Raw genomic sequence first — 12,539 nt, forward strand, 5'->3', positions numbered from 1 at the left:
AAGGGGAGCCGGGATGCGCGACAGGCCGAGCGGCGACGCGGCGCTGCTGCTGCTGGCCGACTCCCGGCTTCCCGCGGGCGGCCACGCCCACTCGGGCGGCGCCGAAGAGGCGGTGCGGCTCGGCACGATCACCGGCCCGGAGGACCTGGCGCGGTTCCTCCGTGGCCGGCTGGCCACCGCGGGGCTGGTCACCGCGGCACTGGCCGCCGCCGCCTGCGAACTCGCCGCCGCCACCGCGGACCACCCCGCCGAGCCGTACGGCCAAGCAGACGGCGACGGGAACACACCGGACGCGGGAACGGACGCCGATCCGGCCCGCCCCTGGCGGCGACTCGACGCCGAGGCCGACGCGAGGACCGCCTCACCCGCCCAGCGCGAGGCGAGCCGGGTCCAGGGACGGCTGCTCATCCGCACCGCCCGCAGGATCTGGCCGTCGGCCGTGCTCGACACGCTGGCGAAGGCCGTACCGGAAGGTGCACACCATCCCATCGCCCTGGGAGCGGCGGCGGCCTCGGCGGGCTGCGACCCCTACCAGGCGGCCATGGCGGCGGCGTACAACTCGGTGACGGGCCCGGCAACGGCCGCGGTGCGGCTGCTCGGGCTCGACCCGGTGACCGTGCACCGGCTGCTCGCCGACCTCGCCCCGGCGCTGAACGACGCCGCCCACGCCGCCTGCGCGTCGCTCATCGACGACGTCGTGCCGGACGGCGCACCTCAGAACGGCCCCGCCCATAACGCCGCAACACAGAACGGCGCGGCCGCGAAGACCCGGGGATCGGGATGGCCCGCTCTGCCCGGCCACACCGCCCCGGCCCTGGACCTGCTCGCCGAAGGCCATCTCAACAACCCGATGAAGCTCTTCGTCTCCTGACGAGGTCATCCCAGCCGAGAAACGACACCCCACCCGCATCGGATCGAAAAGCCAGAAGGACGGGCCACATATGGGCGCTCAGCACGACGACCTCCACGACGCGGCCGACCCGCACGGGCGCGCGCTGCGCCTCGGCATCGGAGGGCCCGTAGGAAGCGGCAAGACCGCCCTGGTGGCGGCACTGTGCAGGAGTCTTGGTCCGTCGATGCGCCTGGGGGTGGTGACCAACGACATCTACACGACCGAGGACGCCGAGTTCCTGCGCCGTGCGGGGGTCCTCGACCCCGAGCGGATCCTCGCCGTGCAGACCGGCTGCTGCCCGCACACGGCGATCCGCGACGACATCGCCGCCAACCTCGACGCGGTGGAGACGCTGGAGGAGCGCTTCGGCCCCCTCGACCTCGTGATCGTCGAGAGCGGCGGCGACAACCTGACGGCGACCTTCAGCCGGGGCCTGGCCGACCGGCAGATCTTCGTGCTCGACGTCTCCGGCGGCGACAAGGTGCCCCGCAAGGGCGGCCCCGGCGTCACCACGGCCGACCTCCTGGTGGTCAACAAGACCGACCTCGCTCCGCTCGTCGGGGCCGACCTGACCGTGATGTCCCGCGACGCCGCGGCCGTGCGGGACGGCAGGCCGGTGTTGTTCACCTCGCTCAGGGAGGACCGCAGCGCCCATTCCGTCGCCGAATGGGTCACCAGCCTGGTGAACACCTGGAAGCACGCCAACGACCACGTCCACGAGCACACGACCCCGACGACGGCCGCCTGAGCGCCATGACGACACCGCCCAGCGGCCCCGCGGCGTCCCGGGCTTCGGTGACGGCACGAGCGGTCATCACGACGGAGGCCGCGGGGGGCCGGACGCGTCTGGAGACGTTGCGGTCCGATCCGCCGCTGACACTGCGCCAGACGGGTCCCGGCCTGGTCCATCTGGTCTCGACCGCGGCGGGCCCGCTCGGCGGCGACCACCTGCTGCTCGTGATCGACGTCGCCCCCGGCACCGAACTGGAGGTGCGCTCGGTGGCGTCCACGCTGGTGCTGCCCGGCTCCTCCCCCGGCGACTCGGTCATGGTGGTCGACGCCCGCGTCGGCGCGGGCGCGTCGTTGCGCTTCTCGCCGGAGCCGACCGTGCTCGCCGCCGGGTGCTCGCACCGCATGGCCGTACGGCTCTCGCTCGCAGAGGACGCCAACGTCGTGTGGCGCGAGGAGATCGTCTTCGGACGGCACGGCGAACGGCCCGGCCGCTGCCGTACCAGGTTCGACGCCACCGTCGCCGGACGGCCGCTGCTGCGGCAGGAGCTTCTCATCGGGGATCCGGCGGTCGACGCGAGCCCCGCCGTGTACGGCGACGCCCGATGCGTCGGCTCCACCCTCATCGCGGGCCCGGCGTGGGATGCCGTACGTGACCAGAAGGGGGAACGCCGGGCCACGATCGGCGACGGGTGGGCCACATTGCCCCTGGCGGGGCCGGGAGTGCTCGCCTCCGCCCTCGCCCAGGACACCGTGGAGTTGCGCTCCCGCCTCGAACGCGCCGAGAGCATGGCCGATGTCTACGCCGGCCACATGGCAGGAGAAAACGGAGCTTGCCGTGCCGCAACGGACACCAGCGGTGGACGCCGGGCCGTAGCCTGGTGATCGTGTCGGAACCCACCCTGCCGGGCTACGGAATGCCGGGCCGGAGCACCCCCAGTCTGCTGCTCGCCATCGGTGTGATCGTCGCCGGACTCGCGCTGGCCGTTACGGCGCTGCTGCCATGGGCGGGGGTGACGGCGCGGTTCAGCGTGCTGGACACCGAGGTCAACCATGTGGTGCGGGGCGTGGGCGACGGGGCGGGCTGGGCCGTCATGGTCGCCGGGCTCGTGGCGATGCTGCTCGGAGTGCTCGGCGTCGTGCGGAGTTGGCTGTTCACCGGGTTCGCGATCCTGCCGGGCGCGGTGGCCGCGTTCTCCCTGGCGATGTTCCTCATGGACCCCCAGGACCTGGCCGACCGGCTGAACTTCCGCGTCCCCGGGCTGATCGACGTGCATCCCACGATCGAGTACGGCTGGTTCGCGGGACTGCTCGCCTCCGTCGTCGTCGCCGTGCTGGCCGCCGCCTCCCTCCTCCGCCGCCGCTGAACACCGCCGCTGAACACCGCCGCTGAACACCGCCGCTGAACACCGCCGCTGAACACTGCGGCCGAGAGCCGGCCCCCGGAAGCAGCCGGCGCGGCGGGAGCGAATCCCCACCGCGCCGGCCGAAATCAGGAACGTCGACCCGTCGGGTCAGGAGCCCTGCCGCTGCGCGATCTCCGTCTCGGAGACCACTCCGTCGTAGAGGCGGACCTCGTCGATGTCGCCGGAGAAGTACCGTCCCGGCGCCGAGTCCGGGCCGCCGCTGCCCACGGTGATGGGTCCGTCGGCGTCGATCGGGTCGGAGACGGGCACCGGCGCGCACCCGGCGACAGTCCCGACGCCGGGGATCGCTTCCGAGCACTGGCCGTTCACATACAGGCGAGCCGTGTGGTTCGCCGCGTCGTAGACGGCGGTGATGTGCGTCCAGTCGCCCCACTGACTCACCGGGTCATCCGACCAGATCAGGACCTGCCCGTCGGCGGCGCCGCCGGAGCGCACCAGCGCCCACCTCGGGATGGGGAACGGATCATCGGGGCTGACCCGCTCCTCGATGCTGAAGCCGGAGGTCGCGCCCCCGAACCGGCTGACCACGGTCATGCGGTCATCCGGCGTCTGCGGCAGGACTGTCTGCCTGGCCCAGGCCATGACCGAGAACGACCCGTCAGTGGACACGACTCCACCTGGCGCGTCGGCATATCCGCCCGACTGCGCGTCGACCACCAGGTTGGATGAGCCCATCCACCCGCCCGGGCCGCCGTCCTCAGGCGACGGCTGCCAGGTTGCTCCGGATCGCAGTGTCATGGAGGGACCGCCGGGCACGGCGTTCGCCGCGCTCGATCCGGAGCCCTCGTCGAACGGCCAGTAGGAGCTCAGCGTGGCCTCGTCGCCGCCTCCGCCGGTCCCGCCGTCCGCCGCCACACTGAACCTGTAGCTGACTCGCGAACTCCAACGGCCGGCCACGTTCCTGTTGCGCACCTCCAGGGTCTGCGTCCCGACGCTCGTGGGAGCCCACGTGATCGTCAGCGGGTCTCCGGGCGCGACGCTCGCGGTCACCGGCGCCTGGCCGACGAAGGTGTACTCGTAGGCGACCACGTTCGGGCTGCCCGCGGTGAAGGTGAAGTCTCCCGGACGGCCGACGCCGCCGTGGGCCTGCCCGTCATCCGGGTAGTCGGCCGACGAGACCGTCGGCGGTTGCGGCGTCGCGGTGGCGACCTTCAGATAGCACCAGCCGGACCAGTCCGACGTCGCGTTCTCGTCCGACGACCGGGCCCGCCACGCGATCGTCCGCCCGTCGGTGAACGCTCCGGAGGGAACCGTCGCGGAGAACGGCAGCCCGGAAGAGACGCCGGAGTTCGTGATGGGCGCGAAATCCCTGCCGCCCTTGCGGGTCTGGCCGTCCCACCATTCGATCGTCCCCCCGACCCGGTTGTCGGGATCCCGCAAAACCGCGGTCAGGTTGGGCGTGGCCGTGCTCGACAGCGCCGGAGCGGACGAGTCGGTCGCGCACGCCCCGCCCGGGTCGGACGACAGATCGGCGGCGCCGGGGGCCGAGGGCGGGTCGTTGTAGGTGATGATCAGCCGGGGTTCGCGTTCGTCCGCGCCCGAATACTCGTCCGCCGAGTAGAACTTGGTCCACGAGTCGGGGTCGCTCTCGTCGGCCGCGGCGACCCGCAGGCCGTACCCGATGCCCAGGCCGAGACGATCGAGTCGATGTCCCAGCTCATGTAGGCGGCCGGGCAGGCCGCGGAGTGCCCGTGCCGTTCCCGGTTGGTCACCGCGTCCGCGGTGGTGGCCGGGGGCTGCGTGGACCAGGTCAACGCGGCCGCATCCCATTCGCCGGTCACCCGGCTGACCTGCAGGCCCGTGCCCTCGGCGCAACTGGAGGCCCCCCAGGAGTAGAGCCACAGATCGGCGTCCAGGATCTGCTTGCCCACGATCGAGGAATCAGCGAATTTCAGGTACGACCGGGCGGTGCACCCCTCCGGGCACTTCGGCGCATGAGCCTTGTGCCCGACCTTGAGCACGTCCGACTCCTGCCGGGCGGCGGAAGCGGCACTGGACGTCCAGACGTCGGTCGCCGCCTGGAGCGACGTCGGCCCGCTGGTCACCTCCAGCCGGAACGAGCCGTCCGGCAGTGCGACGGTCCGCGACGAGGGCGTCGTCGCACCGTCGACGGGCACCTCCTTGCCCGAGGTGCGGGCCAGCGTCGAAGCGGACGCCTTGTCCACCACGGACAGGCCCACGCCCTTCGACGGCCCGCTCGACGTCGCCGAGGCGGATGGAACGAGCGCGATCGTCGACGACGTGGTGACGAGGACGAACGCCGCGAAAGTTGCAGCCGCCCTCCGGACCGCTGGGTGACTCCGGGAGGACGGACGATCTCGATGTGACGTCAAATCGGGGGAACTAGGCCTTAGCCAGGATGAACGCACTCAAACCCCGTTACAAGATCAGGAGCGACAAAACGCACTGATCGTATGGAAGGTGACTAACAGCGGTAAAGCCGCTTTTAGTGACCCCACGAGTAAGCGTGTAACGGATCGAGCGGGCCAGCCGATAGCCACGGCCACTCGGCGGTAAGCGTACGGTTAACTCCCAGCTCGACAATGGCGGCACCTCTCGAGGGGCGGCCCCGAGCCGTTCTTTCGACCGTCCCTCCGGGCTCGATGTGACCTTGATCACACAGTGAACGGTCGTCGACCCCGGAGTTGCCCTTCAGCGTCATCGAGATGACCGGGCGCGCAGGAAACGCGTCAGTCGTAGAAGCCCAGGCGGCGCAGTTGCTTGGGATCGCGCTGCCACTCCTTGGCGATCTTGATCCGCAGGTCCAGGTAGACGCGGCTGCCGAGCAGCGCCTCGATCTGCTGCCGAGCGCGGGTGCCGACGTCCTTCAGCCGGGCGCCGCCGGGCCCGATCACGATCGCCTTCTGCGACTGGCGCTCGACGTACATGAACGCGTAGATGTCCAGGAGGTCGTCGCGGCCCTCTCGTGGGCCCATCTCCTCCACCACGACCGCGATGGAGTGCGGCAACTCGTCGCGGACGCCCTCGAGCGCCGCCTCCCTGATCAGCTCCGCGACCAGGATCGCCTCCGGCTCGTCGGTCAGCTCTCCCCCGGCGTACAGCGGAGGCGACTCCGGCAGCCGGGCGATGAGCTGCTCGGCGAGCACGTCGAGCTGTTCCCCGCTCTCGGCCGACACCGGGACGATCTCCGCGAAGTCGGCCAGCTCCGACACCGCCAGCAACTGGCGGGCGATCTGCTCGCGCGAGGCGAGGTCGCATTTGGTCACGACGGCGACCACCGGGGTCTTCTTCACGGCGGCGAGCTTCTCGGTGATGAACTTGTCGCCCTTGCCGATCGGCTCGTTGGCCGGCACGCAGAAACCGATCACGTCGACCTCGGTCAGGGTGGACAACACGAGGCTGTCCAGCCGTTCGCCGAGAAGCGTGCGGGGCCGGTGGAAGCCGGGCGTGTCCACGATCACGAGCTGCGCCTCGGGCCGGTGCACGATGCCGCGGATGGCCCGCCGGGTCGTCTGCGGCTTCGACGAGGTGATGGCCACCTTGGTGCCGACGAGGGCGTTCATCAGGGTGGACTTGCCGACGTTCGGCCTGCCGACGAAGCAGGCGAACCCGGCGTGGAAGTCATCAGGGAAGTCGGCGCGGAAATCGCTCACGTCAGATGTACCGGCCCTTCAGGGAACCGTCGGGATCCGCCAGAAAGAGCGTGCCGTTGCCGAGGTCCTGCATGACCGACAGGTCCTGCTCCTCGGGGTCCTCCGCCTCGGAGACGAGCGCGACGGCCTCCAGGGCCTTCGCGCCGCTCGACACCGCCATCGCGACCGCGACCTGGACAGCCGACAGCTGGAGCGAGGGCAGATCGACACCGCTCGCGGCATACGTCCGCCCCGTCTCGTCACGCACCGCGGCTCCCTCGGCGGAGCCGTTACGGGCGCGGATCGAACGCGCCAGCGTGATGATCTTCGAGTCCTCGGGGTCCAGCGTCTCTGTCACGGGTCAAGGCTACCGACCTCCCGGACCAGTGACCGGGCCAGTTCCTCCGTACGGCCCGCATCGGGCGGCGCCAGACCGGCGTGGACGAGGGCGACGAGGGTGTGCCGGACGTTGGCGACGACCAGATGCATCTCGTACGGGTATCCCCCGACGCGGCCGGTCAGCCGGCGGGCCTCGACGTCGTCGCCGACGTCCTCGATCGGGAACGGGGAGACCACGAGCCGGTCTCCGCGCCCCGCGCCACCACTTTGGGCGGTGACACACTCGCCCATGGCCTCGCGCAATTCCTCCAGGTGGTCCTCGGCCTCATCTCCGAGGTAGACCGCCAGACCGACACCGGCCAGTTCCCCGATGCGGTCGCCTTCATAGGTGACCGTGGCCGTGCCGCCGAGCCCGTCCGGAGGCGGCTTGCCCGCCACGGCGTCGAAGAGCACGCGGCACGCCTTCTTCTTCGGCCGGAAGGGAGGTTGCCACCCGTCTCTGGCTTGATCGGAGAAACCGGCCGGCAGGTCGTCCATGGTGCCGAGCGCGGCACGCAGTCGAACGGTCTCGGCCGTGGATCTCGCGCGTGCGTGGATCATGTCCTCGGTGCCGCACGCCCCCGTCATCGCGATAAGTCCGCATACGAGGGCCGCCTGGATGATCCGCATACCCGTCGTCTCCTCCGCCGACCCGTTCCTTCCCCGGACGGAAATCGACAACCACCAGGAGTGACGAGCGACGACGTATGGGGCGCTCCCACCCGATCCGGCCGGGTGAGAGCCCCCACGAGCCCCCGAGCGAGGGTGCCGGTGCGCCGCGAACCCCTTCCGGCGCGCCGGGCTCCCCCCTCCGGCGTCCCGAACCCCTCCCGGACGCCTTGCAAGAACTGTGGCCCAACCCACTTGCAGAACGCTTAACGGACGCTTGCCGCCCAAGCCACATGAGGCACAAACCCGAACAATCGGGGTGGATCAGTCCCGCTCGGCCGAGGCCCTGACGACGTCGTCCCCCGGGGCGGGCTCGACCGGGCGGACGACCACGGTGCTGATGCGGTTGCGGCGCCCGGCCAGGGTCTCCGCCGTCAGCCGGAGACCGCCGACCGTGGTCTCGGAGCCCGCGATGGGCACGCGTCCCAGCGCGTGCGCCAGCAGCCCGCCCACGGTGTCGACGTCCTCCACCTCGATCTCGGTGTCGAACAGCTCCGCCAACTCGTCGATCGGAAGCCGCGCGGTCACCCGTACGGCTCCGCCGTCGAGCCACTCGACCCGGGGGGCCTCCTGGTCGTACTCGTCGGCGATCTCGCCCACGATCTCCTCGAGCACGTCCTCGATCGTGACCAGGCCGGCGGTGCCGCCGTACTCGTCGATCACGATCGCCAGGTGGATCTGCCGGGCCTGCATCTCGCGCAGCAGTTCGTCGATCGGCTTGCTGTCCGGCACGTAGGTGGCCGGGCGCATGAACCCGTCGATCCGGGCTCCCGAGTCGCCGTTGTCCTGCATCCGCCTGACGATGTCCTTGAGATACGCGATGCCGACGACGTCGTCCTCGTTCTCGCCGACCACGGGGATGCGGGAGAAGCCGCTGCGCAGGGCCAGCGAGAGCGCCTGGCTCAGGGTCTTGCCGCGCTCGATGAAGATGATGTCGGTGCGCGGCACCATGACCTCGCGCACGAGCGTGTCGCCCAGTTCGAACACCGAGTGGATCATTTCCCGCTCGTCGGGCTCGATCACCCGGCGCTGTTCGGCCAGATCGACCAGGTCGCGCAGCTCGGCCTCGGAGGTGAACGGGCCCTCCCGGAACCCCCGGCCGGGCGTGAGCGCGTTGCCCAGCAGGATCAGCAGCTTCGGCAGCGGGCCGAAGATCCTGGTCAGGCCGTACACGATGGGGGCGCCGGCCAGCGCGACCGGCTCGGCGTGCTGCCGGCCGAGGGTACGCGGGGAGACGCCGACGATGACGTAGCTCACCACGATCATGATGGCGGCCGCCACCGCGTACGCCTGTCCCTGGTCGCCGAGCCAGTCGACGGTCAGCAGGGTGGCGATGACGGTGGCCACCAACTCACAGCTCAGCCGGAGCAGGAGCAGCAGGTTGAGATAGCGCGGCGGGTCGGCGACGATCGCCCGGAGGCGCACCGCGCCGCGGCGGCCCTCCTTGACGAACTCCTCAGCGCGCACCCTGGAGATGCGCGTGAGGGCCGTTTCCGCACTCGCCAGCAGGCCGCCGATCACGATCAGGATGACGGCCGAAATCAGCCAGCCGTTGTTCACGGCTTCCGCCGCACCTCCCGCCACGCCTCGAGCAGCTCGCCCTGAAGGCCGAACATCTCGGCGTGTTCCTCTGGTTCCGCGTGGTCATAGCCCAGCAGGTGAAGGATGCCGTGGGTGCAGAGCATCTCCAGCTCGTCCTGGGCGCCGTGCCCGGCCTCCGCGGCCTGCTTGGCGGCGACCTGGGGGCAGAGCACCACGTCGCCGAGCAGCGCGGGGTCGGTGGAGGAGTCGTCCTCGCGGCCGCCGCCGGAATTGGGCCGCAGCTCGTCCATGGGGAAGGCCAGGACGTCGGTCGGCCCCGGCTCCCCCATCCACTGCTCGTGCAGGACGGCCATCGCCGCCTCGTCGATGATCAGAATCGACAGCTCGGCCAGTGGGTGGATGCCCATGCGGCCGAGCACGTGTCCGGCCAGCTCGACGAGCGCCGACTCGTCGACCTCGACGCCGGACTCGTTGGCCACCTCGATGCTCACCGGATCTCCTTCGTGCGCGTGCTCGTCATCGTCTGCCCCTGGACCGCTTGGCGATCTCACGGGGCTCGGACGCGACCGCCGCGTCGTAGCGTCCGTAGGCGTCCACGATGTCGCTGACCAGCCGGTGACGCACCACGTCGGCGCTGGTCAGCCTGCTGAAGTGAATGTCCTCGATGCCCTCGAGGATGGTCTGCACGACCTTGAGGCCGCTCTCCTGCCCGCCGGGCAGGTCGATCTGCGTCACGTCACCCGTGACCACGATCTTGGAGTTGAACCCGAGACGGGTCAGGAACATCTTCATCTGCTCGGGCGAGGTGTTCTGCGCCTCGTCGAGGATGATGAAGGCGTCGTTGAGGGTGCGCCCGCGCATGTAGGCCAGCGGCGCGACCTCGATCGTGCCCGCGGCCATCAGACGCGGGATCGAGTCGGGGTCGAGCATGTCGTGCAGGGCGTCGTAGAGCGGCCGCAGATACGGGTCGATCTTCTCGTAGAGCGTCCCCGGCAGGAACCCCAGCCGCTCACCCGCCTCCACGGCGGGCCGGGTCAGGATGATCCGGTTCACGTGCTTGTTCTGCAGGGCCTTCACTGCCTTGGCCATCGCCAGGTAGGTCTTGCCCGTGCCGGCGGGGCCGATGCCGAAGACGACCGTGTGCTTGTCGATCGCGTCGACGTACCGCTTCTGATTGACCGTCTTGGGACGGATCGTCCGTCCGCGAGAGGAGAGGATGTCGAGCGACAGCACCTCGGCCGGACGGTCGGTGGTCATCCGCAACATCGCGATGCTGCGCTCCACGGAGTCGGGCGTCAGCACCGCGCCCGAGGTGACCAGCTCTACCAGCTCCTCGAACAGGCGCACGACGACGCCGCTCTCCTCGGGGCTGCCGGTGACGGTGATCTCGTTGCCGCGCACGTGGATGTCGGCGCGGAAGGCCTTCTCAATGACCCGCAGCAGCTCGTCGCGCGAGCCGAGGAGGCTGACCATCGGCTGCCCATCGGGGATGACCACCTTGGCCTGGGTTTTGTTGAATTCCTGTGATTCGGACATGGGCGGCCCTACGGCCTGCTCGCCTCCCTAGTTTCCTACCGTCATGCTAGCCGCTCACCCCGGTGGCCACAGGAGACTCCTGCCTCCGAGGACGTGCGCGTGGACGTGGAAGACGGTCTGCCCGGCTCCGAGACCGGTGTTGAGGACCACGCGGTATCCGGATTCGGCCACGCCTTCCAGCACGGCCACGGCGTGACATGCCTGGAGCAGATCGTCGGCCAGGCCGTCGTCGGCCGCCGCCAGCGCCGCCGCGTTCTCGTGGTGGGCCTTGGGGATCACCAGGACGTGCGTGGGCGCCTGCGGGTTGATGTCGCGGAACGCGAGCGCCCGGTCGGTTTCCAGGACGATTTCCGCGGGAATCTCCTTGGCCGCTATGTTGCAGAACAGGCAGTCGGTCACGAGCGAAAGAGTAGCCGTTGCCAATCAGTGATGCCGTGGAAAGATCCGCGTAGATAGTCTGTGTGTGCGACACTGCACCGAAAAAACACCCCTAGTGTCGGGCGAGGACACCACTGGGTCATGCCCCCTAATGATTCGGAAGAACGTAAACTTCCCGGGAGTGACGAGCGTCCTACTGACGTGACCACCGAAACCCTCGTGGCCGACAGGTCGCTGGGGGCGGTGCCCGTCGGGTGGGATGCCGACATGGCCGTGACGGCGCTTTACAGCGCCCACTATCGGTCATTGGTGCGTCTCGCGGTGTTACTGGTCCGTGATGTGGCCAGTGCGGAAGAAGTCGTGCAGGACGCCTTCGTCGCCATCCATGGCGCGTGGCGGCGGCTTCGTGACACCGACAAGGCACTCGCCTACCTCCGCCAGTCGGTCGTCAACCGATCACGATCCGTGCTGCGCCATCGTGCCGTCGTCGAGAGATACGCGCCCAAGGGCCTTCCCGACGCGCCGAGCGCGGAGAACGGCGCTATCGGAGAGCTGGAGCGCACTGCGGTGATCGAGGCACTCCGTGGCCTGCCCACCAGGCAGCGGGAGGCGCTCGTGCTCCGCTACTACGGCGACCTGTCCGAGGCTGAGATCGCCAACGCGATGGGAATCAGCAAGGGCGCGGTGAAAAGTCACACGGCCCGCGGCATGGCCGCACTACGGATGGCACTGGAGCAGTTCTCATGACCTTCCCCGACGACGACTTCGAGGAGTTGCTCCGCGCTTCCATGCGCGCGGAGGCGGACTCCATCGTGCCGTCTCCCGAGGGACTGAACATCATCCGCGGCCGGATCGAGAAGCGCGGCCTGCGGGGCACGTTTTGGTGGCGAGCCGGAGTCTCCGTAGCCGGAGCCGTCCTCGTGGCCGGAACGGTCGTCATGCTGGTCCCCGACCTGCGCACTCAGGTGAGCCAGAGCACGGGCATCTCGGTCGCGGGAGCGGACGGCTCCGAGCTTCCCGACACCTCCTCGACGGGACGTCCCCCCGCCGGAACGGTTCCCACCCCCGTGATCTCCCCCAGTGGGACGCCGCACTCTCAGGTGACGCCGACTCCCTCGCACAAGCCGACCACGAGCATGCGGCCCTCACCTCCCAAGGCGACGGTCTGCGCCACGCACCCGCCCGGCAAGATCCCCCCGTCTCCGTCATGCCCTCCGGAGAAGGAGACGCCGTCTCCTCCGGTGCCCACGCCGACGCCGACACCCACCCCGACGCCGTCGGTCACCCCCACGCCCACGCCGACACCCACCCCGACGGAGACGGCCACGCTCGACGCGGGCGACGAAGTCGCGGTGGCCTCCTGACCTCGACCGTCTGAGGTCCGTCTGAGGTCTC

At 70.0% G+C, this 12,539-nt stretch carries 16 protein-coding genes; 7 read left to right on the plus strand and 9 right to left on the minus strand.

Annotated elements, in window-relative coordinates:
- Positions 1-13 precede the first annotated feature (13 nt).
- The 4 genes from Pmi06nite_RS02750 (at position 14) to Pmi06nite_RS02765 (ending at position 2,988) form a co-directional block, all read left to right on the plus strand.
- Positions 14-871: an urease accessory protein UreF gene (locus Pmi06nite_RS02750; protein ID WP_203951197.1), complete on the plus strand. Its 858-nt coding sequence runs from the start codon at positions 14-16 to the stop codon at positions 869-871.
- Positions 872-941: 70 nt separating this feature from the next.
- Positions 942-1,640, plus strand: a complete 699-nt coding sequence (gene ureG / locus Pmi06nite_RS02755) for an urease accessory protein UreG (RefSeq protein WP_203951198.1) — start codon at positions 942-944, stop codon at positions 1,638-1,640.
- A gap of 5 nt (positions 1,641-1,645) precedes the next feature.
- Positions 1,646-2,506: an urease accessory protein UreD gene (locus Pmi06nite_RS02760; protein WP_203951199.1), complete on the plus strand. Its 861-nt coding sequence runs from the start codon at positions 1,646-1,648 to the stop codon at positions 2,504-2,506.
- A gap of 2 nt (positions 2,507-2,508) precedes the next feature.
- Positions 2,509-2,988, plus strand: coding sequence for a hypothetical protein (locus Pmi06nite_RS02765; RefSeq protein WP_203951200.1), 480 nt, complete (start codon positions 2,509-2,511; stop codon positions 2,986-2,988).
- A gap of 147 nt (positions 2,989-3,135) precedes the next feature.
- Here Pmi06nite_RS02765 and Pmi06nite_RS42905 read toward each other — a convergent pair whose 3' ends face one another.
- Together Pmi06nite_RS42905 and Pmi06nite_RS42910 are read right to left on the minus strand one after the other, a co-directional pair.
- On the minus strand, positions 3,136-3,786 hold the full coding sequence (locus tag Pmi06nite_RS42905) for a LamG domain-containing protein (protein WP_373317241.1): 651 nt from the start codon (positions 3,784-3,786) through the stop codon (positions 3,136-3,138).
- Positions 3,787-4,559: 773 nt separating this feature from the next.
- Positions 4,560-5,093, minus strand: a complete 534-nt coding sequence (locus Pmi06nite_RS42910; RefSeq protein ID WP_373317242.1) for a DNRLRE domain-containing protein — start codon at positions 5,091-5,093, stop codon at positions 4,560-4,562.
- Here Pmi06nite_RS42910 and Pmi06nite_RS02775 point away from each other — a divergent pair.
- Positions 5,002-5,346, plus strand: coding sequence for a hypothetical protein (locus Pmi06nite_RS02775; protein ID WP_203951310.1), 345 nt, complete (start codon positions 5,002-5,004; stop codon positions 5,344-5,346). The two genes, Pmi06nite_RS42910 and Pmi06nite_RS02775, sit on opposite strands and share 92 nt — an antisense overlap.
- A 392-nt stretch (positions 5,347-5,738) precedes the next feature.
- On the opposite strand, the gene era is transcribed toward Pmi06nite_RS02775, so the two are convergent.
- The 7 genes from era to Pmi06nite_RS02810 form a co-directional block, all read right to left on the minus strand.
- Positions 5,739-6,662: a GTPase Era gene (gene era, locus Pmi06nite_RS02780; protein ID WP_203951202.1), complete on the minus strand. Its 924-nt coding sequence runs from the start codon at positions 6,660-6,662 to the stop codon at positions 5,739-5,741.
- 1 nt (position 6,663) lies between these two features.
- A complete protein-coding gene (locus tag Pmi06nite_RS02785) occupies positions 6,664-6,999 on the minus strand; it encodes a cytidine deaminase-like protein (RefSeq protein WP_203951203.1) in 336 nt (111 codons plus the stop codon).
- Entirely contained in the window at positions 6,996-7,649 is a 654-nt protein-coding gene (locus Pmi06nite_RS02790; protein ID WP_203951204.1) for a hypothetical protein, read from the minus strand. Before Pmi06nite_RS02790 ends, Pmi06nite_RS02785 begins: the two co-directional genes overlap by 4 nt.
- Positions 7,650-7,952: 303 nt before the next feature.
- Positions 7,953-9,248, minus strand: a complete 1,296-nt coding sequence (locus tag Pmi06nite_RS02795) for a hemolysin family protein (protein WP_203951205.1) — start codon at positions 9,246-9,248, stop codon at positions 7,953-7,955.
- Positions 9,245-9,721, minus strand: coding sequence for an rRNA maturation RNase YbeY (ybeY, locus tag Pmi06nite_RS02800; protein WP_203951206.1), 477 nt, complete (start codon positions 9,719-9,721; stop codon positions 9,245-9,247). The genes Pmi06nite_RS02795 and ybeY overlap by 4 nt, the downstream gene beginning before the upstream one ends.
- A 25-nt stretch (positions 9,722-9,746) precedes the next feature.
- Entirely contained in the window at positions 9,747-10,766 is a 1,020-nt protein-coding gene (locus Pmi06nite_RS02805) for a PhoH family protein (RefSeq protein WP_203951207.1), read from the minus strand.
- Between the two features lie 54 nt (positions 10,767-10,820).
- Positions 10,821-11,165: a histidine triad nucleotide-binding protein gene (locus Pmi06nite_RS02810; RefSeq protein ID WP_203951208.1), complete on the minus strand. Its 345-nt coding sequence runs from the start codon at positions 11,163-11,165 to the stop codon at positions 10,821-10,823.
- Between the two features lie 246 nt (positions 11,166-11,411).
- Between Pmi06nite_RS02810 and Pmi06nite_RS02815 the strand changes: the two genes are divergently transcribed.
- Both Pmi06nite_RS02815 and Pmi06nite_RS02820 read left to right on the plus strand, forming a co-directional pair.
- Positions 11,412-11,891, plus strand: a complete 480-nt coding sequence (locus Pmi06nite_RS02815; protein WP_203882703.1) for a SigE family RNA polymerase sigma factor — start codon at positions 11,412-11,414, stop codon at positions 11,889-11,891.
- A complete protein-coding gene (locus Pmi06nite_RS02820) occupies positions 11,888-12,508 on the plus strand; it encodes a hypothetical protein (RefSeq protein ID WP_203951209.1) in 621 nt (206 codons plus the stop codon). The genes Pmi06nite_RS02815 and Pmi06nite_RS02820 overlap by 4 nt, the downstream gene beginning before the upstream one ends.
- The last annotated feature ends 31 nt before the right edge of the window (positions 12,509-12,539 follow it).

The sequence above is a fragment of the Planotetraspora mira genome (assembly GCF_016863275.1).
GTDB lineage: Bacteria > Actinomycetota > Actinomycetes > Streptosporangiales > Streptosporangiaceae > Planotetraspora > Planotetraspora mira.